General features: G+C 45.1%; 23 protein-coding genes. All 23 read right to left on the bottom strand.

Annotation, left to right across the window (positions count from 1 at the left end):
• Positions 1-116 precede the first annotated feature (116 nt).
• On the bottom strand, positions 117-320 hold the full coding sequence (locus Q4G98_RS02990; RefSeq protein WP_298563545.1) for a hypothetical protein: 204 nt from the start codon (positions 318-320) through the stop codon (positions 117-119).
• Entirely contained in the window at positions 313-1,527 is a 1,215-nt protein-coding gene (locus Q4G98_RS02985; protein ID WP_177561969.1) for an ABC transporter permease, read from the bottom strand. The genes Q4G98_RS02990 and Q4G98_RS02985 overlap by 8 nt, the downstream gene beginning before the upstream one ends.
• Positions 1,520-2,215 carry an ABC transporter ATP-binding protein gene (locus tag Q4G98_RS02980; RefSeq protein ID WP_293663240.1) on the bottom strand — a complete coding sequence of 232 codons (696 nt, stop codon included), beginning with the start codon at positions 2,213-2,215 and terminating at the stop codon, positions 1,520-1,522. Before Q4G98_RS02980 ends, Q4G98_RS02985 begins: the two co-directional genes overlap by 8 nt.
• Positions 2,216-2,237: 22 nt before the next feature.
• Positions 2,238-3,314, bottom strand: a complete 1,077-nt coding sequence (locus Q4G98_RS02975) for an efflux RND transporter periplasmic adaptor subunit (RefSeq protein WP_298563546.1) — start codon at positions 3,312-3,314, stop codon at positions 2,238-2,240.
• A gap of 216 nt (positions 3,315-3,530) precedes the next feature.
• Complete coding sequence (locus Q4G98_RS02970; protein ID WP_298563547.1) at positions 3,531-4,787, bottom strand: glutamate-5-semialdehyde dehydrogenase; 1,257 nt, start codon at positions 4,785-4,787, stop codon at positions 3,531-3,533.
• A 12-nt stretch (positions 4,788-4,799) separates the two neighbouring features.
• Positions 4,800-5,933, bottom strand: coding sequence for a glutamate 5-kinase (proB, locus tag Q4G98_RS02965; RefSeq protein WP_298563549.1), 1,134 nt, complete (start codon positions 5,931-5,933; stop codon positions 4,800-4,802).
• A gap of 25 nt (positions 5,934-5,958) precedes the next feature.
• Positions 5,959-7,230: a GTPase ObgE gene (gene obgE, locus Q4G98_RS02960; RefSeq protein WP_293663248.1), complete on the bottom strand. Its 1,272-nt coding sequence runs from the start codon at positions 7,228-7,230 to the stop codon at positions 5,959-5,961.
• 122 nt (positions 7,231-7,352) lie between these two features.
• Complete coding sequence (locus tag Q4G98_RS02955) at positions 7,353-7,907, bottom strand: GDSL-type esterase/lipase family protein (RefSeq protein WP_177561961.1); 555 nt, start codon at positions 7,905-7,907, stop codon at positions 7,353-7,355.
• 350 nt (positions 7,908-8,257) lie between these two features.
• Positions 8,258-8,860: a hypothetical protein gene (locus tag Q4G98_RS02950; protein ID WP_298563552.1), complete on the bottom strand. Its 603-nt coding sequence runs from the start codon at positions 8,858-8,860 to the stop codon at positions 8,258-8,260.
• Positions 8,861-8,944: 84 nt separating this feature from the next.
• Positions 8,945-9,484 (bottom strand): DUF4125 family protein, encoded by a 540-nt coding sequence (locus Q4G98_RS02945; RefSeq protein WP_177561958.1) that lies wholly within the window; start codon positions 9,482-9,484, stop codon positions 8,945-8,947.
• Positions 9,485-9,489: 5 nt separating this feature from the next.
• On the bottom strand, positions 9,490-10,041 hold the full coding sequence (locus tag Q4G98_RS02940; RefSeq protein WP_177561956.1) for a DUF4125 family protein: 552 nt from the start codon (positions 10,039-10,041) through the stop codon (positions 9,490-9,492).
• A complete protein-coding gene (locus Q4G98_RS02935; RefSeq protein WP_177561954.1) occupies positions 10,034-10,699 on the bottom strand; it encodes an SGNH/GDSL hydrolase family protein in 666 nt (221 codons plus the stop codon). Before Q4G98_RS02935 ends, Q4G98_RS02940 begins: the two co-directional genes overlap by 8 nt.
• 55 nt (positions 10,700-10,754) lie before the next feature.
• Positions 10,755-12,062, bottom strand: coding sequence for a nitrate/nitrite transporter (locus Q4G98_RS02930; protein ID WP_177561952.1), 1,308 nt, complete (start codon positions 12,060-12,062; stop codon positions 10,755-10,757).
• Positions 12,063-12,207: 145 nt separating this feature from the next.
• Positions 12,208-12,471, bottom strand: coding sequence for a 4-hydroxyphenylacetate decarboxylase small subunit (gene hpdC / locus Q4G98_RS02925; RefSeq protein WP_177561950.1), 264 nt, complete (start codon positions 12,469-12,471; stop codon positions 12,208-12,210).
• A 6-nt stretch (positions 12,472-12,477) separates the two neighbouring features.
• Entirely contained in the window at positions 12,478-15,192 is a 2,715-nt protein-coding gene (gene hpdB, locus Q4G98_RS02920; protein ID WP_293663285.1) for a 4-hydroxyphenylacetate decarboxylase large subunit, read from the bottom strand.
• A gap of 275 nt (positions 15,193-15,467) precedes the next feature.
• Positions 15,468-16,448, bottom strand: coding sequence for a 4-hydroxyphenylacetate decarboxylase activase (hpdA, locus tag Q4G98_RS02915; RefSeq protein WP_298563558.1), 981 nt, complete (start codon positions 16,446-16,448; stop codon positions 15,468-15,470).
• A gap of 152 nt (positions 16,449-16,600) precedes the next feature.
• Entirely contained in the window at positions 16,601-17,521 is a 921-nt protein-coding gene (locus Q4G98_RS02910) for a response regulator (RefSeq protein ID WP_298563560.1), read from the bottom strand.
• 16 nt (positions 17,522-17,537) lie between these two features.
• Entirely contained in the window at positions 17,538-19,568 is a 2,031-nt protein-coding gene (locus tag Q4G98_RS02905) for an ATP-binding protein (RefSeq protein ID WP_298563562.1), read from the bottom strand.
• Between the two features lie 22 nt (positions 19,569-19,590).
• Positions 19,591-20,316, bottom strand: coding sequence for a LuxR family transcriptional regulator (locus Q4G98_RS02900; protein ID WP_298563564.1), 726 nt, complete (start codon positions 20,314-20,316; stop codon positions 19,591-19,593).
• Between the two features lie 521 nt (positions 20,317-20,837).
• Positions 20,838-21,131: a 50S ribosomal protein L27 gene (gene rpmA, locus Q4G98_RS02895; protein WP_021717272.1), complete on the bottom strand. Its 294-nt coding sequence runs from the start codon at positions 21,129-21,131 to the stop codon at positions 20,838-20,840.
• Positions 21,132-21,137: 6 nt separating this feature from the next.
• A complete protein-coding gene (locus Q4G98_RS02890; protein ID WP_298563566.1) occupies positions 21,138-21,464 on the bottom strand; it encodes a ribosomal-processing cysteine protease Prp in 327 nt (108 codons plus the stop codon).
• A gap of 5 nt (positions 21,465-21,469) precedes the next feature.
• On the bottom strand, positions 21,470-21,781 hold the full coding sequence (gene rplU, locus Q4G98_RS02885) for a 50S ribosomal protein L21 (protein WP_021717270.1): 312 nt from the start codon (positions 21,779-21,781) through the stop codon (positions 21,470-21,472).
• Between the two features lie 125 nt (positions 21,782-21,906).
• On the bottom strand, positions 21,907-23,322 hold the full coding sequence (locus Q4G98_RS02880) for an Rne/Rng family ribonuclease (RefSeq protein WP_298563569.1): 1,416 nt from the start codon (positions 23,320-23,322) through the stop codon (positions 21,907-21,909).
• Positions 23,323-23,335: the final 13 nt, after the last annotated feature.

Here is a 23,335-nt window from a genome sequence, read left to right as displayed (position 1 = left end):
AATATCAAGTATATGATACTAAAAATACATCATCCTGCCAAATTTAGTTACTTTCAAAAAAACATACTTTTCCAGCAAAATTTTCCAAAGTATATTTTAGCCACGAAATATGCAAATTATTTTAAAAGCACTTTCAGCAGATACTGTACGCCGATAATGATTGCTGCCAGGAGCAACAACGCTTTGCTACGGTCTTTTAAATCAAAAACAGTCTTAGGCCTTCCCAGATAGTCTGAGAAGGCCTGCATTTTTTCGTGCCAGGTTGCTTTTTTAGCTGCATTTTGTTTTACTTCATGCTCACCACAATAATTTTTATTCATAGCGCAATGCCTCGATGGGGTCTAAAAGTGCTGCTTTGCGCGCCGGGTAGATGCCGAAGAAGAGGCCAATGCCTACGGAAAATACCACCGCAATGATAATCGTGGGTATGGAAATGACGGTTTGCCAGCCGGCGAAGTAACTGATGGCATAGGATGAACCAATGCCTAAAATCACGCCCAGCGTACCGCCGACCACGCCAATGACCATGGCTTCGATCAGGAACTGCAGCAGGATATTGTTATAAGTAGCGCCCAGCGCTTTGCGGATGCCTATTTCCCTTGTCCGCTCAGTAACAGAAACCAGCATGATATTCATGATGCCGATGCCGCCGACCAGTAGGCTGATGGCCGCAATGCAGCCCAGCAGCAGGGTGATGGTATTGGCAGTTTCCATCATTGTTTCCATCAGGGCCGCCAGGTTCCGTACAGTAAAGTCGTCATCGTCGCCGGCTTTGATTTTATGTCGCTGCCGCAGCAGCTGTTCCACTTCAGCCTGCACCTGATCGATAACGTTTTCGTTTTCGGCCTGGATCGTGATCCTGCTGATATGGGTAATGCCCATCATTCTGTTTTGCGCCGTTGTCAGCGGAATATAGACTACGTCGTCCTGATCCTGACCGCTGGCCGACTGGCCTTTGGCTTCCAGGACACCGATGACCTGAAACGGAGCTTTATTGATCCGCAGGGTTTTCCCGACAGCATCGCCTTCGGGGAACAGATTATCAACAATGGTCTGACCGATAACGCAGACTCTGGCCCGACTGCTGAGATCACGTTCCGTCATATTCCGGCCTTCGGCCAGTTTATAACTGCGGATATCCAGCACATTAGGCGTTGTTCCTTCCACACTGGCAGTCCAGTTTTGATTGCCTACTACTAACTGATAGGAGGAGGAAACAGCCGGTGCAACATAGGCAATGCCTTCGATCTGTTTTTCGATAGCGTAAGCATCTTCCGCCGTCAGACGCGCGCCCTGACCAGCTGCGAGACGTGCGCCGCTGGCGGTACGGCCGCCTGACATGACGATGAGCAGATTACTGCCCAGACTGGAAATATTGCTTTTGACCTGTTCTTTCACGCCAAAGCCCAGACTGACCATAGCTATAACGGCACCAACGCCGATGATGATACCCAAAAGCGTCAGCAAAGTACGCAGTTTATTAGAGATCATCCCGTCGATCGCCATTTTGATGGATTCGTTAAACATGGTCAGTCCTCCATTCGTCGCTGACCAGCTTACCGTCACGCATAGTCAGAATACGCTTGGTCTGCTCGGCAATGTCTGGCTCATGAGTAACCATGACTACCGTTTTGCCGTCATCATTCATTTTTTTAAAGATGTCCATGATTTCATAACTGGACTTGGTATCCAGATTTCCTGTCGGTTCGTCTGCCATAATAATGGCCGGGTCGTTGATAAGGGCGCGGGCAATAGCTACGCGCTGTCGCTGACCGCCGGACATTTCTGTGGGGTTATGGTCGATCCTGTCGCCCAGACCAACTGCTTCCAGTGCTGTTTTAGCCCGTTCCAAGCGTTCTTCTTCGCCAACACCGGCATAAACTAAGGGCAGGGCTACGTTCAGCTGCGCCGATAATTTGGGCAGCAGGTTAAAGTTTTGAAAAACAAAACCTATTTTTGCGTTGCGTGTCCGTGCCAGTTCGTCGTCGCTGTAGCCGGCCACTTCTTTACCGTCTAAATAATACTTACCGGAAGTCGGACGATCCAGGCAGCCAAGAATATTCATCATTGTTGATTTGCCGCTGCCGGACGGCCCCATAATAGAAGTAAATTCACCGGTGCCGATCTCGACGTTGACATGATCGAGCGCATGGACTACGGCATCGCCCATAACATATGTTTTCATAATATCTTCAAGTCTGATCACAGCAGTCATATGCGCAGCTCCTCTCATTTTATCAGCGCATCGGCGGGCCCATGCGGTTATTATTGGTTTGTGTCGCTTTGGCGGCTTTGATCAAAAGCTTATCGCCGGCCTTGAGTTCAGAGCTGCTGACCTCGATCTTGTCATCACCGCTCATTCCCACTTCAACATTTACGTCGCGGATCTCTTTAGTTGCTTCATTATATACCTGCACATAACGGCGGCTGCCTTCTGTACGCAGGCAGTTGACCGGCACCATCAGCACGCCTTCAGCTTCGTTGACGATAATATTGGCGCGGGCCGTCATCGTCGGCAGCAGCTTGCCTTCCGGGTTTGCCACATCTACATATACTGTATAGTAAATAACATTATTTTCGGTAACTGCTTTACGGGATACCAGTCTGACGATACCTTCAAAGGTTCTGTCAGGGTAGGAATCAACAGTAAAGTTTACTTTCTGCCCTACTCTGACCTGGCCAATATCAGATTCGTCGACCAGCGTTTCGATCTGCATATTATCAAGGTTGGCAATGGACATGATGACCTGAGGTTCGGAAATACCGGAGCTGATCGTCTGTCCTACAGGGGTAGGCTTGCCGATAACATAACCGGAGATCGGCGTAGTGATGACTGTATCGTTGACATTGGAAGTAGCCTGATCGTAGTTGGCTTTAGCGACAGTATAATCAGCTTCGGCCAGATCATAGTCAGATCTGGAAATAGCACCCTGGGCAAGCAGGGCACTGTAACGGTTATAGGTTGCCAGAGCATTTTCCATTTTGGCCCGCATCTGAGTCTGTGTGGCCGCCAGTGAGGTATCGTCCAGGCGTACCAGCACCTGCCCGGCGTTAACATGATCGTTCTCTTCGACGCAGACTTCGACGATACGTCCGGTGATCTTGGAGCTGATATCCACATTATCGACGGCGCTCAAACTGCCTGTAGCTGAAATGCTGTCGGCCAAGTGTCCGTATTCAACAGTCGCCGTGCGCACCGTTTCTTTGACTTCAGTGCTGCTTTTATAATAACCGTAGCCAAAATAGCCGATCGCTATCAGGACCGTCAAAAATCCCAGTACATATTTATTGCGTTTTATCCATGCTAACATCATACATCCCTCTTTACTTTCGCAAAATTAACAATCCTTATCCTTATCAGCTCGTACCATGTTTAAAATTATAGCTTATTCTATTCTTTTGGTCAAAACCTATGATAGATGAATTCTGTGTTTTTTTAATGACAAATCAGTCAAAAAGTATGACAAAAAAGTGATTTTTAAAAACAGAAAAGCAGCCTGCGTCAAGCGCAGACTGCTTTCACTTTAAAATCAACCCCGTATTTGTCCGTCGCCGCTGATAAGATATTTGCTGCTGGTTAGCTCAGGCAAAGCCATCGGCCCGCGGGCATGGAGTTTTTGCGTACTGATACCAATTTCAGCGCCAAAACCAAATTCAAAACCGTCTGTAAAACGTGTTGAAGCGTTAACGTAAACTGCGGCAGCATCGACACGCTGCTGAAAGATGCGGGCATGTCCATAGTCGCTGGTAACGATACATTCAGAATGTTTAGTACCATATCTGGCAATATGCGCAAGCGCCTCGTCCAGACCGCTGACTATTTTTACCGATAAACGCAGATCACCGTACTCCGTGGCCCAGTCTGCTTCCGTTGCTGCCTGGATACGCTTATCAAAAGACTGCGTTTTCTCGCAGCCGATGACCGTTACGCCGGCAGCAAAATATTCGGCCAGCATCTGCGGCAAAAATTCAGCAGCGGCGTCCTCGTGCACCAGCAATGTTTCCATCGCATTACATACTGCCGGACGCTGCACCTTGGCATTGATAGCGATCGCGCGCGCCATATCATAGTCGGCTCCGGCATCTACATAGGTATGGCAGACGCCAATACCTGTTTCGATTACAGGTACCGTGGCATTCTGCACCACAGCCTGAATAAGTCCGGCCCCGCCGCGGGGAATGACTACGTCGACCAGTCCGTTCATTTTGATCAGATCAGTTACAGCCTGACGGTCACTGCTGTCGATAAACTGTATGGCCCCTGCCGGTATGCCGGCTACCTCTGCTGCTTGCGTCAAGATACCGGCAATAGCAATATTTGAATGCAGGGCTTCGCTGCCGCCTTTCAAAATAACCGCATTGCCTGATTTTACACATAAGCCGATGGCATCGGCTGTAACATTCGGGCGGGCTTCATAAATAATACCGATAACACCAAGAGGAACACGTACTTTCGTCACAGTCAGACCATTCGGCATTCTGCGTCCATCCAAAACATTGCCAACAGGATCTTCCAGCTGCGCTACCTGACGCAGTCCTTCGGCCATAGCATCAATACGCTCCTGTGAAAGCGCCAGTCTGTCCAGCATCGATGCTTTCATATTATTAACGCGGCCGGCTTCCATATCTTTGGCATTAGCCGCCAAAATTTCCGTCACTCCAGCTTCAAGCGCGGCGGCCATAGCCAGCAGCGCTTTATTTTTGATCACGGTAGAAGTTACTGCCAGTTCAGCAGCCGCACGATGTGCAGCTTCGGCCTTAGTACGCACCATTTCATAAGTTGCCATGCCGGTCTCCTCCTAGCCCAAAATAACCAGATCATCACGATGGATGACCTCGTCGTAATTTTTATGACCTATTCTGTCTTCTATTTCCGAGGTTTTTGCACCTTTGATCTGCTCCAGTTCCGCTGAAGAATAGTGACTCAAACCACGTGCCAGTTCATGCCCGGCCAGGTCGACAACGCTGACGGTATTACCGGCTTCAAACTGCCCTTCAACCGCCGTGATGCCTGCCGGCAAAATGCTGCAGCCGCCTGCTTTGCGCACGGCTTTGGCGCAGCCTTCATCAATAACAAGTTTACCCATGATGCGGGCCCCAAAGGCCAGCCAGCGTTTACGGAACTGCAGACGGTTCTCTTTGGAAACAAAGACCGTGCCAATATTCTCACCCTGCAAAATGCGGGCAATAGCATATTTTTCGTCGCCGCGGGCAATTGCCAGATGGATACCCGAACTGGTGGCGGCTTTAGCCGCCTGCAACTTGGTAAACATACCGCCAGTCCCTAAGCTGCTGCCAACACCACCGGCACTGGCCTCAATCTCCGGGGTAATATCGCTGACGATACTCACCAGTTTTGCATCGGGATGCGTCTGTGGGTTTGCTGTATACAATCCGTCTACGTCGGAAAGGATCACGACCAGATCGGCATCGACGATACCGGCTACCAGTGCCGACATATTATCATTATCACCGATCTTCAATTCATCTAAAGCGACAACGTCATTTTCATTGACGATGGGAATAACTCTGTTTTTTAGCAGCTCCATAAACGTATTGCGTGAATTGGTGTAACGGTGCCGGTCCAAAGATTCTGTTTTTGTCAGCAGTACCTGTGCCACGATCTGCCCGTATTCGGCAAAAAGTTTTTCATAAGTATGCATCAAAATCCCCTGTCCTACGGCAGCAGCAGCCTGCTTACCGGGGATAGTCCTGGGTTTTTCGGGCAGGCCCAGACGATCCACGCCTACGGCAACAGCGCCGGACGTCACCAGGATCATTTCTTTGCCCTGATTCTGTAAGTCGGCAAGTTCACGGGCCAATCGGTCGATCTGTTCAAAATTACGTTTACCGTTAGCGTAGGTTATGGTACTGGTACCAACCTTCACTACGATACGTTTGGCTTCTTTCAGCGCAGAGCGGTCAAAAGTCATCCAGCTCAGTCCCCTCGTTAAAATCTTAGTATTCTTTAAACTCAAACACCATATCGCGGATACGTACTGTCTGACCTTCCTGAATACCTTTTTCTTTTAAAGCCGCATCGATACCCAGACTTTTCCAGATCAGCTGGAAGCGGTACAATGCTTCGTCATTATCAAAATTTGTCATGGCTACAAGGCGCTCGATATTTTTACCTTTTACTTCAAAATCCGCATCTGCACAGGCTGTGATCTCAAAGCTGTCCGGGTCGATTTCATCTATCATGATATGTTCTTCTTCATCCGGCTCAGGTTCAAAGTTCTGCAGCATCTCATAAGCCTTATACATCAGTTCCTGCAGGCCTTCACCGGTAGCGGCCGAAGCTTTTACGATCTCATAGCCTTTGGCTTCTACATATTCTTTAACACGCTGGAAATTTTCCTGCCCTTCCGGCAAGTCCATTTTATTGGCAACTACCAGCTGTTTGCGCCGCCCCAAACGTTCACTGTATTGCGACAGCTCGAAATTGATTTTTTCAAAATCTTCGATGGGATCACGGCCGTCGGTACCGGAAACGTCCAAAACATGCAGCAGCACTTTAGTACGCTCCACATGGCGCAGGAAATCGTGCCCCAAACCTACGCCTTCATGCGCGCCTTCGATCAGTCCGGGAATATCGGCTAAAACAAAGCTGCGTTCAGCGTCGATACGCACCACACCTAAAACCGGGGTCAGCGTCGTAAAGTGATAAGCGGCGATTTCAGGCCTTGCAGCCGAAACCTGGGCAATGATACTGGATTTACCAACACTAGGATAACCAACCAGACCAACGTCAGCCAGCAGCTTCAGTTCCAGCTTGACCCAGCGCAATTCTCCCGGTTCGCCTTTTTCAGCAAAAGTCGGAGCCCTGTTGGTACTTGTAACATAACAGGCATTGCCTTTACCACCGCGGCCGCCTCTGGCAATAACATATTCCTGACCGTCCTCAGTCAGATCAGCCAGACGCACGCCGGTAGCATCATCGCGCACTAAAGTACCCATTGGAACCTTTACGATAACATCATCGGCCCGTGGACCGGTGCAGTTGGAATTACCGCCGTGCCCGCCACGTTTGGCAACAAACTTTCTTTTGTAGCGAAAGTCGATCAAAGTATTGAGATTTTTATCAGCTTTTAAAATCACATCGCCGCCACGACCGCCATTACCACCGTTCGGGCCGCCTTTTTCAACAAATTTTTCACGTCTGAAACTGCTGCGGCCATCACCGCCGGCACCGGCCTCAACATATATTCTCGCTCGATCAATAAACATGATTTTCTCCTCTATCTTCAATAAATTAAATATTCAGCATAAATACTGCGTTAAACTTAACGCCCGCCTACTTATCTATTTCTTTATTATAATACAAAAAGGCACGTGAAAGCAAAGTTTCTTTATTTACTATTATCTTTTTCCAGCCAGCTTTTAAGCAGCGGCGCGGCATATCTTCCCATTGCTCTGTAAACGTCTGCAGTCGGATGCACGCCGTCCAGATAGGCGTTCTTCCTGGCTGCCGCAGTCAACCCCACAGCTGGCTGCAGATCAAGCAGCCATACCGACTCTGCAAAATTTGTGCTTATAGCCTCACGCAGCGGTAAAAGATATTTGTTTAATCCGCTTTCGGCAGTTACCAGCGGCAAGACTATACCCGGTTTTAAATTTTTATTCTGACAATAACACACTGTTTTCTGCAGGTCTTCCACAATAAATTTCTGCGGCCGCATTTGAATGATATCGTTCGCACCGCCCCAAAATAAAATATGCGTAGTCTGTTCCGGTAAAAACGCCGTTTGCAGACGGGTTAAAATATCGTCTGTACAATCGCCGCAAACGCCATAATTTAAAAATTTATGCCCCGTCAGCTTTTCCGCTTCCGCGATCCACGAAACACGCGGACCGAAAGGAAAACCATAAATCAGAGAATCGCCAAAACACGCCACTGTCTGCATTTCTTCACCACCTGTCAGCTCTTAATGGCATTTTATCAAGCCTGCTTCCAAAAAGCAAAATAATTTTTTGAGTTTCAGTATGAAAAACTTTTAACTTTAATATAATTATGTAATTATATTAAACAGATTATGTAACCATTGTAAGATGCAAATCCTGTTGTCGTGAGGTATTATATAGACAAGGCAAAAGCATTAAATGCAATTACCTCCTCCCTTCTCTCTCAATTATTTTCATCCTTTCAACCTCAAAAAGCGGTTGCGACTACGGTGGTGCGAGTCGCAGCCGTTTTTTGCGTGTAAAACAATAAAAGACAAAAGCTTCCGTGGTGGAACCAGGAAGCTTTTGTCTTTTATTTATTATCTTCCGATACAACTGGCACACTTTGTTCATTAAAATACAATTTAGCTACTGTATCCTCTAACAGTGCTTTCTCATCAGGCTTCAAAGCACGTTCTTTACTCATCAGCATCAGATAGATCAATTTTCCGTTCTTCAGCGTAGCATAGATCTGTCCGTCATATTTCTGTCCCACGCTATCGGCTATATAACTGCTAAATTTAATAAAATACATGTTTTCATTCTGCTGTTCACCTGTTACCACAGGTTCCTGCCAGCCGCTGTTTTGCAGGTTTTCAGCAAAATAGTCCTTCATCACTCCGCCCGGTTTATAATCAAGGTCCGGCAATTCTTTAGTCAGCTTGCTGCTTTCCACCATAACATGCATAGCCAGCGATTTATCCGCAGGATCGCTGACAGAAAGCTGAGCGACCTGAACACCCAGTTCATCATTCGGATCAGTCGGACGTTCCACAACTGTCACAGCATAGTTATCCGGCAGGCTGATCGTACAGTTTCCTTCCGGCACTTCATATGTTTTATCTGCAGCAGCCGCAGCTCCTGCCGACAGGATAAACATCATACTCATCACTAATAAAATTTTACGCAGCATCATACCACTCCATTCTTAACTGTTCTGTTTATCATTATAACAGAAAGGAAGGTTTTTTGTATCAACAAAAAACCTTCCTGAAAAACTTTATTTTAATGATTCTTCCACATCACGCAGGCGCCCTTTCCCAATATTCTGGTACAGGTTATCATAACGCTCTTCCGCCAGATTACGACCTTCTTCCATAGCCTTTTTCACATCCTCAAAATAGGCATTGATCGTGACCGGAGACCAGGTCTGCAATTCACACAACGCATATTTTCTGAAAAGCTCTGCATTGGCACGCTCTCTTTTGACAGCATGCGGATATTTGAAAGCCAGTTCATTCATCCATTTTTCTTCTACATCCACTATTTTTACAATCTGCGGATTTTCCTGCAGTGTCGGTATCTGTCCGCCAATCAGAGCGTATTTTTCCGTCATAATATTACGCCCGTCTTTTTTTGCTGTTTCCAGATCCTGCAGCCATAAGGCAACTGTTTTATCTGATAAAACAGAATATGTCATACGGCGCATTTCCTTAAAAGCCGGTATGGTATTGGCAGGTACTGCTTCTTCCGCGTTGACTGCGGTAAACATCTCGGTTTCCAGGTCAATGATCCGCTGCATAATTTCATCTCTCTGCATTTTCTTCACTCCTTTGCCGCCGCACGTTTTTGAGCCAGAGTTTCAACTTCCTCCAAATCTTTAAATCCTAATCTGCAGTATAGATACTGGTAACGTTCTTCGACCAGATTACGCTTTTGTGTGACTGCCAAAAAGATATCACGATAGTATAAATTTAAAGTTTCATCAGAATATGTCTCCAATTCACAAACAGCATAGGTGGTGAAGCCGCCGTCGACAGCTACTGTCAGCGGATATTTTTGGTGTACCTCATACAGCCATTCCCTTTCAATATCCACTATTTTGCAGATCAGTTCATTTTCATTGAGCGCCGGGATCAGATTTTCCATACGGGCATATTTTTCTGTCATTAAATTGCGCCCCGTCGCCGCTGCCGTTTCCAGATCCTGCAGATATGAAGCAAGCGTGTCGTCTGCCAGGACCGAATGACTCATTTCCCGCATCAGATGAAAGGTTTTCAGCATTTCCTGACAATCGGCAGGTTCACTGGCTTTTACGGCAACAAACATTGCCGCTTCTTTAGCGATAATAGTTTGTAAAAGTTCTTCTCTATCCATTTCCAGCCTCCTCCTCAAATGATATTATCTGCTGCAAAAGCAGCCTGGCCAGCAGCTTTGACGCTTCCCTGGTCGGATGGATGCCGTCGCTGCCAAATACGTTTCTCTCTGCCAAGCACTTTACACTTTCATGCCAGTCCAGCAGGATTCCTTTGGCACCCGGCGCTAACCTTGCCAGCAGATTATTATACTGCGCGATCTTTTTTTCTAACCCTGTATGTTTAAGCAGATGCGGCTTACTTACAGGTGGACTATTTACAAGGATCACTTTGCTGCCCCTGCTATTGGCAAATTTTATAAAAAGCTGCAGATTATTTTTATATTCATCAGGCGTAACCCAGGGGTCACGACCGTACTGTTCCGAATAAAGCGGCCAGATTCTTCGTCCTTCGGCCGGCCATAAATCGACCAGCCCCAATTGCAGTATTGTATAGTCGGGACGTAAAAATTCTATTTCATTGGCCTCGCCTTTTATAAGGCTTAAACTGGTATTGGCATGGCGGCAGCGGTTTACCAGGCAGATGTCTTCTGCAAAATGAGCAGTAAGCATTCTGCGCAGCTGTTCAGGATATGTTCCCGCATAATCCAGTTCTACATTAAAACTGTCTTTGGCATAGCGCGGTAAACCGTAGCTGTCACCAATTACCAATACTTTCATATTTTCAGCCCCTAAATAAATATTTTATAATCACGCTAGTTGTTTAAAATCATATTTATTCTGTATAATCTTCGTTTTCTTCTAAAACTACATCTTTACGATCAGGGACCTTTATTTTCAGCGGCAAAATAAAGGCAATAATCGCTGAAATAACAAAGGAACACAGCGCAAACTTAATGGAGGCAATAAAATTACCGGTTGTGTCGGCCAGATAACCACCCATAAAGCTGCCCAGCGCCGGACCGATACCCATAACGATCAGGGTAGCAAGCCCCCACAATTTACCAAGGCTGACGCGGCCATAGATAGCGCCCGCATAACCAACGACGCCGCCCGGCTCGATGGCCCAGTAAACAGCAAACAATATGCAGATCAAAGCGCCTAAAGTAGTGGACTGCGGCCCCATGGTCATCAGCAACAGACATGCCACAGCACCTACCGCCGGTCCAAAGATAAGCATGGTTTTTCTGGCTTTGATTTCATTTTTCATCGCTACAACTAATTTATCGGATACGATACCCAACAGCGGCATCGTGAAGATGCCGGCGATACCGATGATGATATAAAGGTTAGTCGCGTTATCCAAGGTCATCTTCAAATCTTTGGTCCAATAGGTAACGACCTGCGTCCAGATCAAAAATTCTGCAACCATACTGGTCAGGAAAGCAAAGATCGAACCCCAAATAGGGAAAGTACTGAACGCTTCGCCAATCTTCCAGGGATATTCCTGCTGAGCAGCCGTACCTTTGGCTGGTGGAACTTCACCAAAAGCATGCAGTCCGTACTGTTCCGGATTCTTTTTCGCCAACAGAGCGGCAAGCAGCAGCGCTACCAGAGAGACCCAGCCCAGAATCGTCATAGCGTCACGCCATTGACCTGCATTCTGTACCAGCATCGGTTTTACGCCCAGACTGAGCAGGATCTGCGCCATCGGAGCACCGGCAAAAGCAATGCCCCACATTTTGGCATAATATTTGCCGACAAACCATTTACGAATGGAAATAGTTGACGATACCCACAGCATACCGGTACCGATACCGGCAAAAATGGCATAGGCTGCATAATAAGCATACAAAGATTCAACTTTAGCGGTCAGGTAAAAGCCCAGCATACAAAAAACTGCGGCAATAGTATAAACAGGCTTAGTGCCCCATTTATCCAAAATCATCCCGCTGAAAAAAGCTGTAACAGCATACATGCTCATCATCAGCGAATAGCCTAACGATACCTGCGCACCGGTCCAGCCCATCGTCTGTGACATCGGCCCGGCCAGGATCGCAAAAGTAGAGCGGTAACCAAACAGGCAAAATACTGCTAACCACGCAGCAACAACTACAAAGTAAGAGGTTCTTTTCGCATCCATACAAACCATCCCTTCATCTCACAAATCTGTAAAAGATTATGAGTTAATAGTAATTACAAATTTCAGCCCCATTTTGAAAAGAGGCGGATGCAGGCTCCTGCATCCGCCAACTTAATTTAGTTAAGGAGGAAGTATTGTAATAAACTTATTTTCTTGTAAACTGTTCGCAATATACAGCTTTCAGATCGCCATAGGTCCAGTCTTTTTTCTTAAAGCCGTCGCAGATACCAATGTTGTTTTCATCAGCTTCTACAAAGCATTTGCAGCATTTGCATTTAGCGATAGGATCGAACATCGGGCAGGTTTCACTGTCAATAAGGATAATACTGTCATTATTGGCGTGGCAGATACCTTTCGCAACGTCAATGGGGGTAAAATTACGGCAATCAGCATGATTATTTTTAGCCATTGTGACTCACACTCCTTCGTATTCGGTTCTTGCAACAACTTCGTCCTGGATCGGCTTGCCGATTTCTACCCAGTATTGAGTAAAGCCGGCTACACGAACTAAGAGGTCACGATAGTTGTTAGGATGTTTTTGAGCATCTTTCAAAACTTTGGAATCGACGATATTGAATTGGATATGGAAACCGCCTTTTCTCATGTAAGAACGGGTCAGATCCAACAATTTCTTGGAACCCTCGATGCCTTTGACTGCATTCGGATGCAGTTTCAGGTTCATCTGCGAGTTTTGAGATCTGCTGTGATCCCAGCAAGTAGCGGATTCGAACAAGGCATAGGCGCCATTGCGGTCGGTACCGGGGTATGCGGACATGGAAGCGTCAGCAAAGGTAGTGCCGGAAAGACGACCGTCGGCAGAAGCCAGAGTGGCAGCGCCTTGCGGTGCATGAGTGGATACGGACATCTGGCAGACATAGAACGGTTTGGCATACAGAGATTCATATTTATCGCCGCAGCCGCAGTACCAGTCTTCAAACTCAGCCAAAATGCTGTCGACTTCAGGAATATCGTTGCCATATTTGAAGGATCTCAGGCAATCTGCATGGATCTGATCGTAACGTCCGTCATCATCATCGCGTTTTTCCTGAGCTTCAAGCGAGAAGCTGCCGATTTCATCAGCATTTTTGAAACCGAAGTTGTTGATAAGCGCATCTGTAAGTTCTTCCAGAGTGTATTTCTTATCTTCAAATACCAATTTCTTGATGTTGTACAGGGAGTTGACCATATTGATCGTACCGGTATCTTCAATGTTATATGTAGCATTGTAGCGATAACCCATATTGCCGATATGCTGGCCTTTTGCCAGGCAGTCAGGTTTCAGGAAGGAGTTGACCAGCGACATATTGTGTTTACGCCATACGTCATGCTGGATATTATTGGTAGTTACCAGACAATCAATGACGATGTCATAGTATTTAAGGAATTGTTCATACAATTCTTCATAAGTTTTGAAGGTTTTGTTATGAGGCGGCAAAACCTGCAAATCAATACGTCTGTCATAACCGTTAGTAAGTACCATTTCCAGAACTTTCGGGTTGGAAATAAAATGTACACCTACGGAAGTCGGTTGGCCTGCGCCGCCCGGAATCCAGTATTTCTTGCCGTTCAGTTCCAATTCTTTCCAAATGCCGGGAGACGTTTCCAGACAGCCGCCGATAGAGAACGCGCGTGCATCTTCCAGATTCATGCCTTCCGGGCCGTAGTTCTTCATAATGAACTCGATACCGCCGCGGTTGTTCATCCAGGCCGGGTAGCCGGTGCCGCTCTTTTCGCACTCTACAGCTTTCAGCAGGAATTCTTCAGGCAGTTTGTCATCATACAATACAGACAGAGTCGGCTGCGTGGTCTGGCAGGTCATACCAGCTTCCAAAAGCAGCATTTCCAGTCTGTTAGCAGCTGATTGACCGTCACGGGTCAAGCCGCCGATGCAGACATTGTTGAAAGTATTGCCGGAAAGTACGCCGCCAACAACGCCCATCGAAGCGAAGCAGTCGATACAGGTCATTTTTACGCGGTAGCATTCCAAAAGTTCCAGTACTTCAGCTTCGGTGATACGTCCAGCTTCCATATCCTGCTCGAACCATGGCCAAAGAACCTGTCCGATACGTCCGGGAGACATGCCGGAAATAGCATCTTCATTGACGGAGGCCATATGGACCATGTAGATCATCTGCAGAGCTTCACGGAAGGTACGCGGTTGTTTATGAGCGATATGTTCCATGATCTCGGCGATTTCTTCATATTCTTTCTTTTGTTTGGCGTTCTTTTCAGTAGCAGCCAGACGTTTTGCCTCTTCAGCATAATGCAGATGCCAGGTTTGGATACCTTCAAGAACCAGTTTAACGGCTTCATAGAAATACAGCCTGCTCATACCGATAATGCCATCACCATCAGGACGGCCAGCCGTCTCAGCAATGCCTTCTTCGCACATTTTGATCAATCCGTCGTAACCATATTGCAAAGGATAGAAGTAGTTGATTACTTCACGGCCCTGCGGCAGGGTATAACCGGAGTCAAACATACAGATCAGGCTGCGCATAACAGCTTCTTTGATCGGATATTCGGGAACCATTTGCTCATAGCGATGGCCGACATCGTCAACAGATTTACCGACCCACTCGCGGGCAAGTTTAGTTAAAACACGGACCTCATCTTTACGGATACCATATTTACCAGCTATAGAAACAACATTACCAAAACTTTCAGTTACGTTGCCGCCGCCGGCGCCATAAGCACTGACCTGGTCAGCACTGGCAGAACCGGAAGCCAAAGCAGCCTGGTATAATTCATCTTCCTTGGCCATGAAGAAGCCTTCAGACAGCCACGGCATCGGGAAAGAACCGCGATAATATTGAGTTTTGGCACCAACAAGTAATTCACCAGGATAAATACTGGGAGTTAAATGCTCGAAGCCTGCTTTCAAAGCTCTGCCGCGGCGTACTTCCATGATGTCACCCTCATTAGCCTGGAATACGCGGTTATACCAATAGGGGAATTCGCAGGTTACAGAAGACAAAGTCTGCAGATAAATATCTTTCAATTTAGCAGCTCTTTCTGTAGCCCCTTCTTTTACTTCACGGTCAACCATCTCTTTCGGTGCTTCACCGCCGGCCTGAAGATTCAAGGACATACCTTGCTCTTCCAATACATCAACGAGTTTTCTTGCCATAATAAATCCTCCTTTTTCACATAGAATTCACGATAAGGGTTACAGTAATTTTTTAGAAGCAGTCATCCATTCAACATTTACACTTGCTGTACCCTTAGGTTGCCTTAAGTGTACTATGCGAAAAATCTTAAGTATTGAGCCGCCAGTAGGAGCGGAAGTCTGAAAAATAGAACGCTGCCTAAGCCTCTGGAACTAGTTGTCCTACAGCTAAAAAACAGAAGCAGCACACCGGTCCAAGCAAAACCAGTGCGCTGCTTCTGTTCTATAGAGGAATTTTAAAATGGGGTGTCTGAACCAACATAAGCTTTGATACCTAAATCAAGCAGTACCTTCTGTAAAGCTTCTAATTTTTCAGGTGGCGTTGCTTCGTACATGCTATAGGGATAAACCATCCCACAGGATTTCCATTTGGAATCACCCAGACGGTGGAAAGGCAGCAGATTAAATTCAGTTAAGCCTACACTGTGCATAAATTCTGCAATAGCCGCCATATTCTCTTTACTGTCATTAAAGCCTTCAATAACAGGCGATCTTAAAACCAGCCGTCCCGGCCAGTCTGATTGTGCTAAAGCTGCAATATTAGACAAAATAAGTTCATTGGGAACCCCTGTTTTCTCTTGATGCTTCGCCGAATCCATATGCTTCAGATCATTAAAGGCAAAGTCAACATATTTCATGGTTTCCAAATAAGTTTCCTGCGGGAAAAAGCCGCTGGTTTCAATCGCTGTATGAATATAAGCATTACGACATTCTTTCAAAACCGCCTGCAAAAAATCTTTCTGATACATGGGATCGCCGCCGCTGAACGTAGCGCCGCCCTTACCTGACCAGTAATGCCGGTCGCGGTCAAAAATTTTCATCAATTCGGAGACTTTCATATCCCTCGAAGCAGGAACAAAGGCTTCCTGCAAACAGGCATCCACACATTCGTGACTTTCACAGTGTTTGCATTTTTCCCAGTCGATAGCCAATGGTATTTCTTTTTCATCACTAAGAGCAATCGCCTGATGCGGGCATTTGGAAATACAACGTTTGCAGCCCTGGGACCTGTTGATGCACTTCATAACTCTGAATAATGTACGTACACGGTTTTCCAAACCTTCCGGATTTGCACACCATTCGCAGCGCAGCGGGCACCCTGATAAAAATACCAGCGTACGGCAGCCGGGCCCGTCATGTACAGAATAAGACTGGATGTCAAAAATACGCCCAACTAAATCCTGTTTAACACCAATAGGGGATAATGATCTTGCCATAAAAATCTTCCTCTCTGTCAGAAACTTTGCGTATCATTGCTTTCTGTTTCGATTGTACAATATTTAGCACTTGGCTTCGTGAGCCTTAGGCTGTATTCTTGCATAAAAAAAAGCCATAGGACTACGACCTTAGTCCTATGGCCTCATACCAATTACTTGTATTTCAAACTTTTCATAAATAATTCATCATTAACGATCTGTTCCAACAATCTTACCACATCATCCGGATAGGCATACTGACTGCTCTCCTGCCGCAGTTTTAACAGTGCCTTGTTATCGTCGCCATTTTCACTTACTAAAATACTGCCATAGCGGTCTAAAACAAAACTGATCCCTGCCAGCTTTTCCAAATGACATTCCCTGATTTTTCTTTGCAGGTTTTCGTCGACACCACTCAGATAATTACGAATATACAATAACAGGTATTTTGCCCATTTTTCCATTTTCAATGGCTCTAAAAAATCCATTTCTTCCTCCGGCGTCGAACCTTTCTGTTTACACAGGGTTGCTATGATATCCTGTATCCTTACCAGCAGCAGTCCCTGTTCAGTCTCATTCTTTGATAGATTAAGATAATCACAGAGCTTCCTGCAATAATGAAATTTACGGTCAGCCATTATAACAGACTCCGGAGGTAAGATTTGTTTCAGCAAAATATTGAGACTTTCAATCACAGTCCATCTGCTTTCCATCTCATCGTACATACTTTTCTTGCCAAACAGGCTGCCCAAAATAGCGTGCAGTTCATTATAATCTACCGGTTTGACCAAAAATTGGTCCGCGCCTATTTTATAGCCATGAATCCTGTCCGCAATATCATTAAGCACAGTGATCATCACCACCGGAATATGCTGCGTTTTAGGATTCTCTTTTAACTCGCGGCATACCTCGTACCCGCTCATGCCTGGCAGCATAACATCCAAAAGAATTATATCCGGCAAATATTGTTCAGCAAAACAGATCGCGTCTTTCCCCTGCTGGGCAGTAATAGTCATATATCCCCAGCTTTCAACAAAATCTTTGAATAAATCCAGATTTTTAAGATTATCGTCCACTATTAAAACAGTTTTCATCTGTACACCTCTTTCTTTACTGTTTTTGTATCTTCGGCTGTAAAGGTATCAAAAAAATAACTTCCGTGCCCTGCCCTAAAGCACTTTTTAAATAAACATAGCCGCCATGCATCTCTACCATCTTTTTGACCAGCGGCAAGCCTAAGCCCGTACCTTCATATTCACGGGTATAAGAGCTGTCAACCTGTTCAAATTCCACAAAAACTCTTGCCTGATCCTGTTCAGCGATCCCGATGCCATTATCACGCACAATAAACTCTGCCGCATCTTCGCGCCGGTAAACATATATTTTTATCTCGCCGCCCTGCCGGGTAAACTTTACAGCATTCGAAAGCAGATTATATAAGATCTGTTTGAGTTTGGCCGCATCTGCTTCAATCATAAAATCATCTGGTTCAAAGGTTAAATTTACCTTTAACTGTTTATCGACAACATAGCTTTTTACGTTTTCTACTGTCTGTAAAACAATTTCCTTCAGATAAAATTCACTGTAATTAAGCGTCATTTTTCCGCTGGCGATCTTGGAAATATCAAGAATATCATTGATCAGCTGCAACAGATGAGTACTGCTGCTGTAAATGTTGGCAACATATTTTTCCTGTTTCTTATTCAACGCACCCAAAATATCATCTTTTAAAATATCGGCAGACCCGATAATAGCATTGAGCGGTGTCCGCAGTTCATGGCTGATATTTGCCATGAACTGTGATTTGGCAACATCTACTTTCTTCAGTTCATTAAGAGCTTCCTGTAAATACTTAGTCCTTTCAGCAACATTTAACTCCAGCTGTTCATTATTTTTCTGCAGCTCTGCAGCTAATTTTTTCTGATGTTCATGCTCGCATTCCAATTGTTCCAAATATAACCTGCTCTCCTGTTTTCTCAGCTCCAGCTGTGCCGTAAACTTTTCAAACATTTCCTGCAATATAGCGCCTTCATCATCCTTTCTGCCGTTTAAGACAGCTTTATTGCCAAAATTCTTTTCGTAATAGTCACGGGTAAGATCAGTAACGTGTACGATCGGACAGCTTATTTTTTCAGCCAGCAGCTGGCCCAAGATCAGCATGGCCAGCAGGCACAGGAAAAATAATCCCAGCACATATTTATAATTATTGCTGACAATACCCGAAAATTTTTCTTCTGGAATACCGATACCAACAATAGCGATCGGTTCCTCCGCACTGTTAAATATTTTCTGGTCTAAAAAAACATGTACTTCGTCATCGACCTTCACCTTGCCAAAATACTGTTTATCATCTGCCAGATATTTCCCGATACCATGCGGGGCCCTGCTGCCAATAAAGTTATTTTTAGTATTGGTCTGGATGTTAGAAGCTATTCTGATACCATCAATAGAAAAAGCTAAAAAAGAATTATCCAGATTTCTGCTGTAACGTTCGGCAAAATAATTATCATTATTAAGCAAGTCACCCAAAATGACAGCACCGATAATCTCGTTATTTGCAGTCCTGTCCCTGATCGGCACTATAACTATTCCCATTAACGCTTTACGCAGGTACTCTTCCGCACCTGCAGGCTGATTGAGGATTTTTATCGAAAATTGATTATACTCAAGTGAATCCCTGGTAAACAGCTCTCCCAGACTGACGACTTCTTCCGATACATGCGTTTGACCAAACAGCATACTGCTGGCAGCCAGGACTTTGATCTTACTGCCGTCAGGATATAATAAATAAGGAGAACTGCTGACCAAAATACTGTTTTCCCTGTCAACAATAGCTATATAGTCAAGATAGCTATAATTACGCTCTAAATTATGCAGCGCCAGATCGAGCTTGTTTTTATCCTTGTCATAGATGGCTTTATAAAGATTGGAATTTCCTACGCAAAGCCAGCCGGCTTTGCGCATCTCTTCCATCCGGTTCTCCATGTCATTGCGAACAGTTTTCATCGCAACCTGTAAATAATTACGCTCGTTTTCCTGAATCTGCTGATCGAAAAAATGCTGCGTTGAGAGCAGTAATAACAGCATGGGTATCAATAATAACCCCAAAACAAAAATACTCAGTTTTTTCTTTATACTCATTTTTCACCTGCCCCAGCTGCTTTTATTTGGCATTAGGCACAATTCTGCAATATTCAAGAATCAGCTGCATGCGATCTTTGATATCCAGCTTGCTCAAAATATTACTGACATGAGTCTTAATCGTTTTTTCGCTGACAAATAGCTGCTCTGCAATTTGCTTATTACTCAGACCCTGGCAAATCAGCATTGCCACTTCCGCTTCTCGTTTACTTAAAATGCCGTTAAAAACATTCAGCTCCGACTCGGCTTTTTCCGAACCAATATTTTCTATCACGCTCAAATCAAAATTGACCAGTGCCATTGTCTGTACCAGCAACTCGCCGATCCTCTGCAACTTACGCTGAGGCATCAAAGGTATATTATAACGGTCTATGATCTCCTGCGGAACTGTGTGTACCTCAGTAGCAATACCGCCGCCATAGGCAATCGCAACCATTTTATTGTTGTAATAAACAGGGCACATAAAATATGTTAAACCCAAGTAGCAGGTAAATAATTTGATCTGCTGTGTCTTTTTTAAGAAACACATAGATTTTTCTTTTTCCTGCTGACAACGCTTTTTGTTATTTTGAATGATCTGATGACAAAGAAGACTTGAATTTGACCACACTGTTAAAGGAACACCTTCTAAATCAAAAAAACATAAACTAATATTATCTACGCGAGCGAAAGAATCCTGAAAGGTTTGTAATTTTTCCTTACCAATAAATTTCAGCCACTCTTGTGAAGAAAAAGTGTTGCGCATCATTTTCATCTCCTTAAGTACAACATCAAAATAACTACAGTTCAGTGCAAAATGATTATATCGGTTTTAGTATATTTTTACAACAAAACAAATATAATCTTAAAGAAATTTTAATTTTAATATTACATACTTCTTCCTTTTGCATTACTTACAGATATTTGCATAATTTTTACTGTATTTCTTTTAAATTATCAAATGTTGTTATCAGCTGAACATTCCCCAGCCCACACTTATATTTTAATAGAAGTGGCTATCCGCAAATAGACTGCCAAAGTTAGAATTATGTTATTTATTTTACTCCTTAGGGATGATTATATAAACAAACAACAAGCTATATTACAACCAGAGATGTATAAAATTACTCCTAAAGTTGTAATATTTGAGCCTGATTTATAAATTTTTATATTTTATAAAAAAATAAAACCTGTCCGGTAAACGGACAGGCTGCATAAGTGCTGTAAAATCTTATCACTGCAGTTATTTATAAAAAAAGCACTCACCGAAGTGAGTGCTTTAAGCTTTAATTACATTGCTGCTTCTTCTACCGGATAAACGCTGATTTGACGTTTGTCACGGCCTTTGCGTTCAAATTTGACGCGGCCTTCGATAGTAGCATAGATGGTGTAATCTTTACCCATGCCAACATTGTTGCCGGGATGGAATCTGGTACCACGTTGACGTACGATAATACTGCCAGCAGTTACCAATTGGCTTTCGTGAGCTTTGGTGCCCAAACGTTGAGCGTTGGAGTCACGGCCATTGTGAGAGCTGCCGGTACCTTTTTTATGAGCATGCAATTGCAGGATCAGTTTAAACATTGCGATTCACCTCCTGTGTGTATGAATGCGAACGTACTTCGGATACTGCTCGGCTATTCCCAGCAACCCACATTCCATAGTTGCCAGAATCGCCTGAGTCAATTCATTCGGAGTATTATTCAGATTTACTTCTAAAATGCCGTCTGCCTCAGCTACGTGATAGGACGGCTGACATTTCAAATGCTGTTCCAATCCAAGGATCGGCGTTTGCGTCAAAACAGAGACCGCTCCGCAGACTACATCTTCGCCTGCTGCTGCAAAGCCTGCGTGACCGCTGACCTTATAGCCTGTAATCAGCCCCTGTTCGTTCTTGAATAAATCTACTGTAATCATCGCTGTTAAGCTTCGATTTTAGAAATTTCAACTTTGGTGAACGGTTGACGATGACCCTGGCGTTTGCGGTAGTTGGATTTTGCTTTATATTTGAAAACAAAAATCTTTTCAGCTTTACCATGTTCAACAACTTTAGCAGTTACTTTAGCGCCGTCAACAACGGGCTTGCCGATTTTAACATCGCTGTCAGCAACAACAGTCAAAACTTCGTCAAAAACAACTTCACTGCCAGCTTCAACGTCCAGTTTTTCAATGTTCAGAACGTCGCCTTCGCTAACGCGGTATTGTTTGCCGCCGGTTTTAATGATTGCGTACATCTATTTGCACCTCCCTTATGATAGACTCGCCAAATTCGGTACTCTGAAAGAGTTTACGGAACCTCTCTGCGCGGTTGGGGACAGACTTAATCAGTCTATACTTGAATATTTTATTACAAGCGGCGTTATTTGTCAACACCGGTATTATCTAAAATTGAAAAGGTTTCTATATGCAGTCCTGTATCCGCTTCGACTGCGATCTTGCAGGCCAGTTCCCGTTCCCACTGCCGCAGATCCTTGGCACGCAGCCATTCTACCATCCAGGGATTCGCAGAAATAAGAATACTGCGCGATGCGCAGGGCTTGGCCAGAAGCGTCCGCAACCGCCTTTTTATTTCCAGCGCAATCGTTTCTCGCGACTGCACCCTGCCGCCTCCCTGGCAGATAGGACAGGGGGCATACAGCACCGTTGAAAGGTTCTGGCGCGATTTTTTCCTTGTGATCTCAACTAAATTAAGCACTGTAATGTCCTGCACACGCGGTTTCATCTTATCGTTCGCCAGAGCCTGCTGCAATACCTGCAGAATTTCCTGCTGATGCGCTTCGGTATGCATATCAATGAAATCCACTACTATGATACCGCCAATATCTCGCAGTCTCAGCTGCCTGGCTATCTCGACGGCAGCCTCACGGTTGATCTGCATGATAGTTTCTTCCAAATTTTCACGCCCGCTGTAGCGGCCGCTGTTCACATCAATGACAGTCATCGCTTCTGTATAATCAATGACCAGATAACCGCCGCAGCCTAAGTCTATCCGTCTGTCAGAAATAGTCTCTATTTCTTCACGCAGCCCGTAATGTGCAAAAACATCTTCCTGCTTTTCATGCAGCAGCACACGTCCTGTTGTCCCGCCCGGCATATTTTTCAGTAATTCGCACACGCGGCCATACACAGCTTTGTCATCCAGAATGATTTGCGAAACATCATTAGTCAGGTAGTCGCGGACGATCCGCACGGATAAATCCAATTCGCGGTACAAAGTCGCCGGCGCTTTTTCTACTTTGGCCCGTGCTTCAATAACACGCCAGTTGGCGCATAAATGCCTGATGTCTTCGACCAGAGCTTCCTCGCTGGCACCAATAGCCGCCGTGCGGATAACGATTCCCATCCCCGCAGGTTTTGCCGCTTCGACAATATTTTTTAAACGTCCGCGTTCTTCTTTATCTTCTATTTTATGTGACACGCCAATATAATCGGCCAGCGGTAAAAGCACTACGTAACGCCCCGGCAAAGTCAGCTCACGTGTAGCTGAAGGCCCCTTACTGCCCCGGGCATCTTTGGTTATCTGGACTAATACAGACTTGCCTTCAGTAATATCATTGCTGTCTCCTAAATAAAGGAAGGCGTTCTGCTGCAAACCAATATCGATAAAAGCCGCCTGGATACCAGGTACCACGTTATTCACACGGCCTTTAAAAATATTGCCGACAAGATGTTTTTCACTGCTGCGCTCTACTAAATATTCCATCAGCTGTCCATTTTCAGTAAGGCCCATGCGCGTTTCTTCTGCCGTAGCACTGATGATGATCTTTGTTTCCATCCAGAAGCCCTCC

Source organism: uncultured Phascolarctobacterium sp. (assembly GCF_958349595.1).
GTDB lineage: Bacteria > Bacillota > Negativicutes > Acidaminococcales > Acidaminococcaceae > Phascolarctobacterium.
Note: the sequence above shows the minus strand (reverse complement) of the source record. Positions and strands in the feature narration are given on the sequence as shown.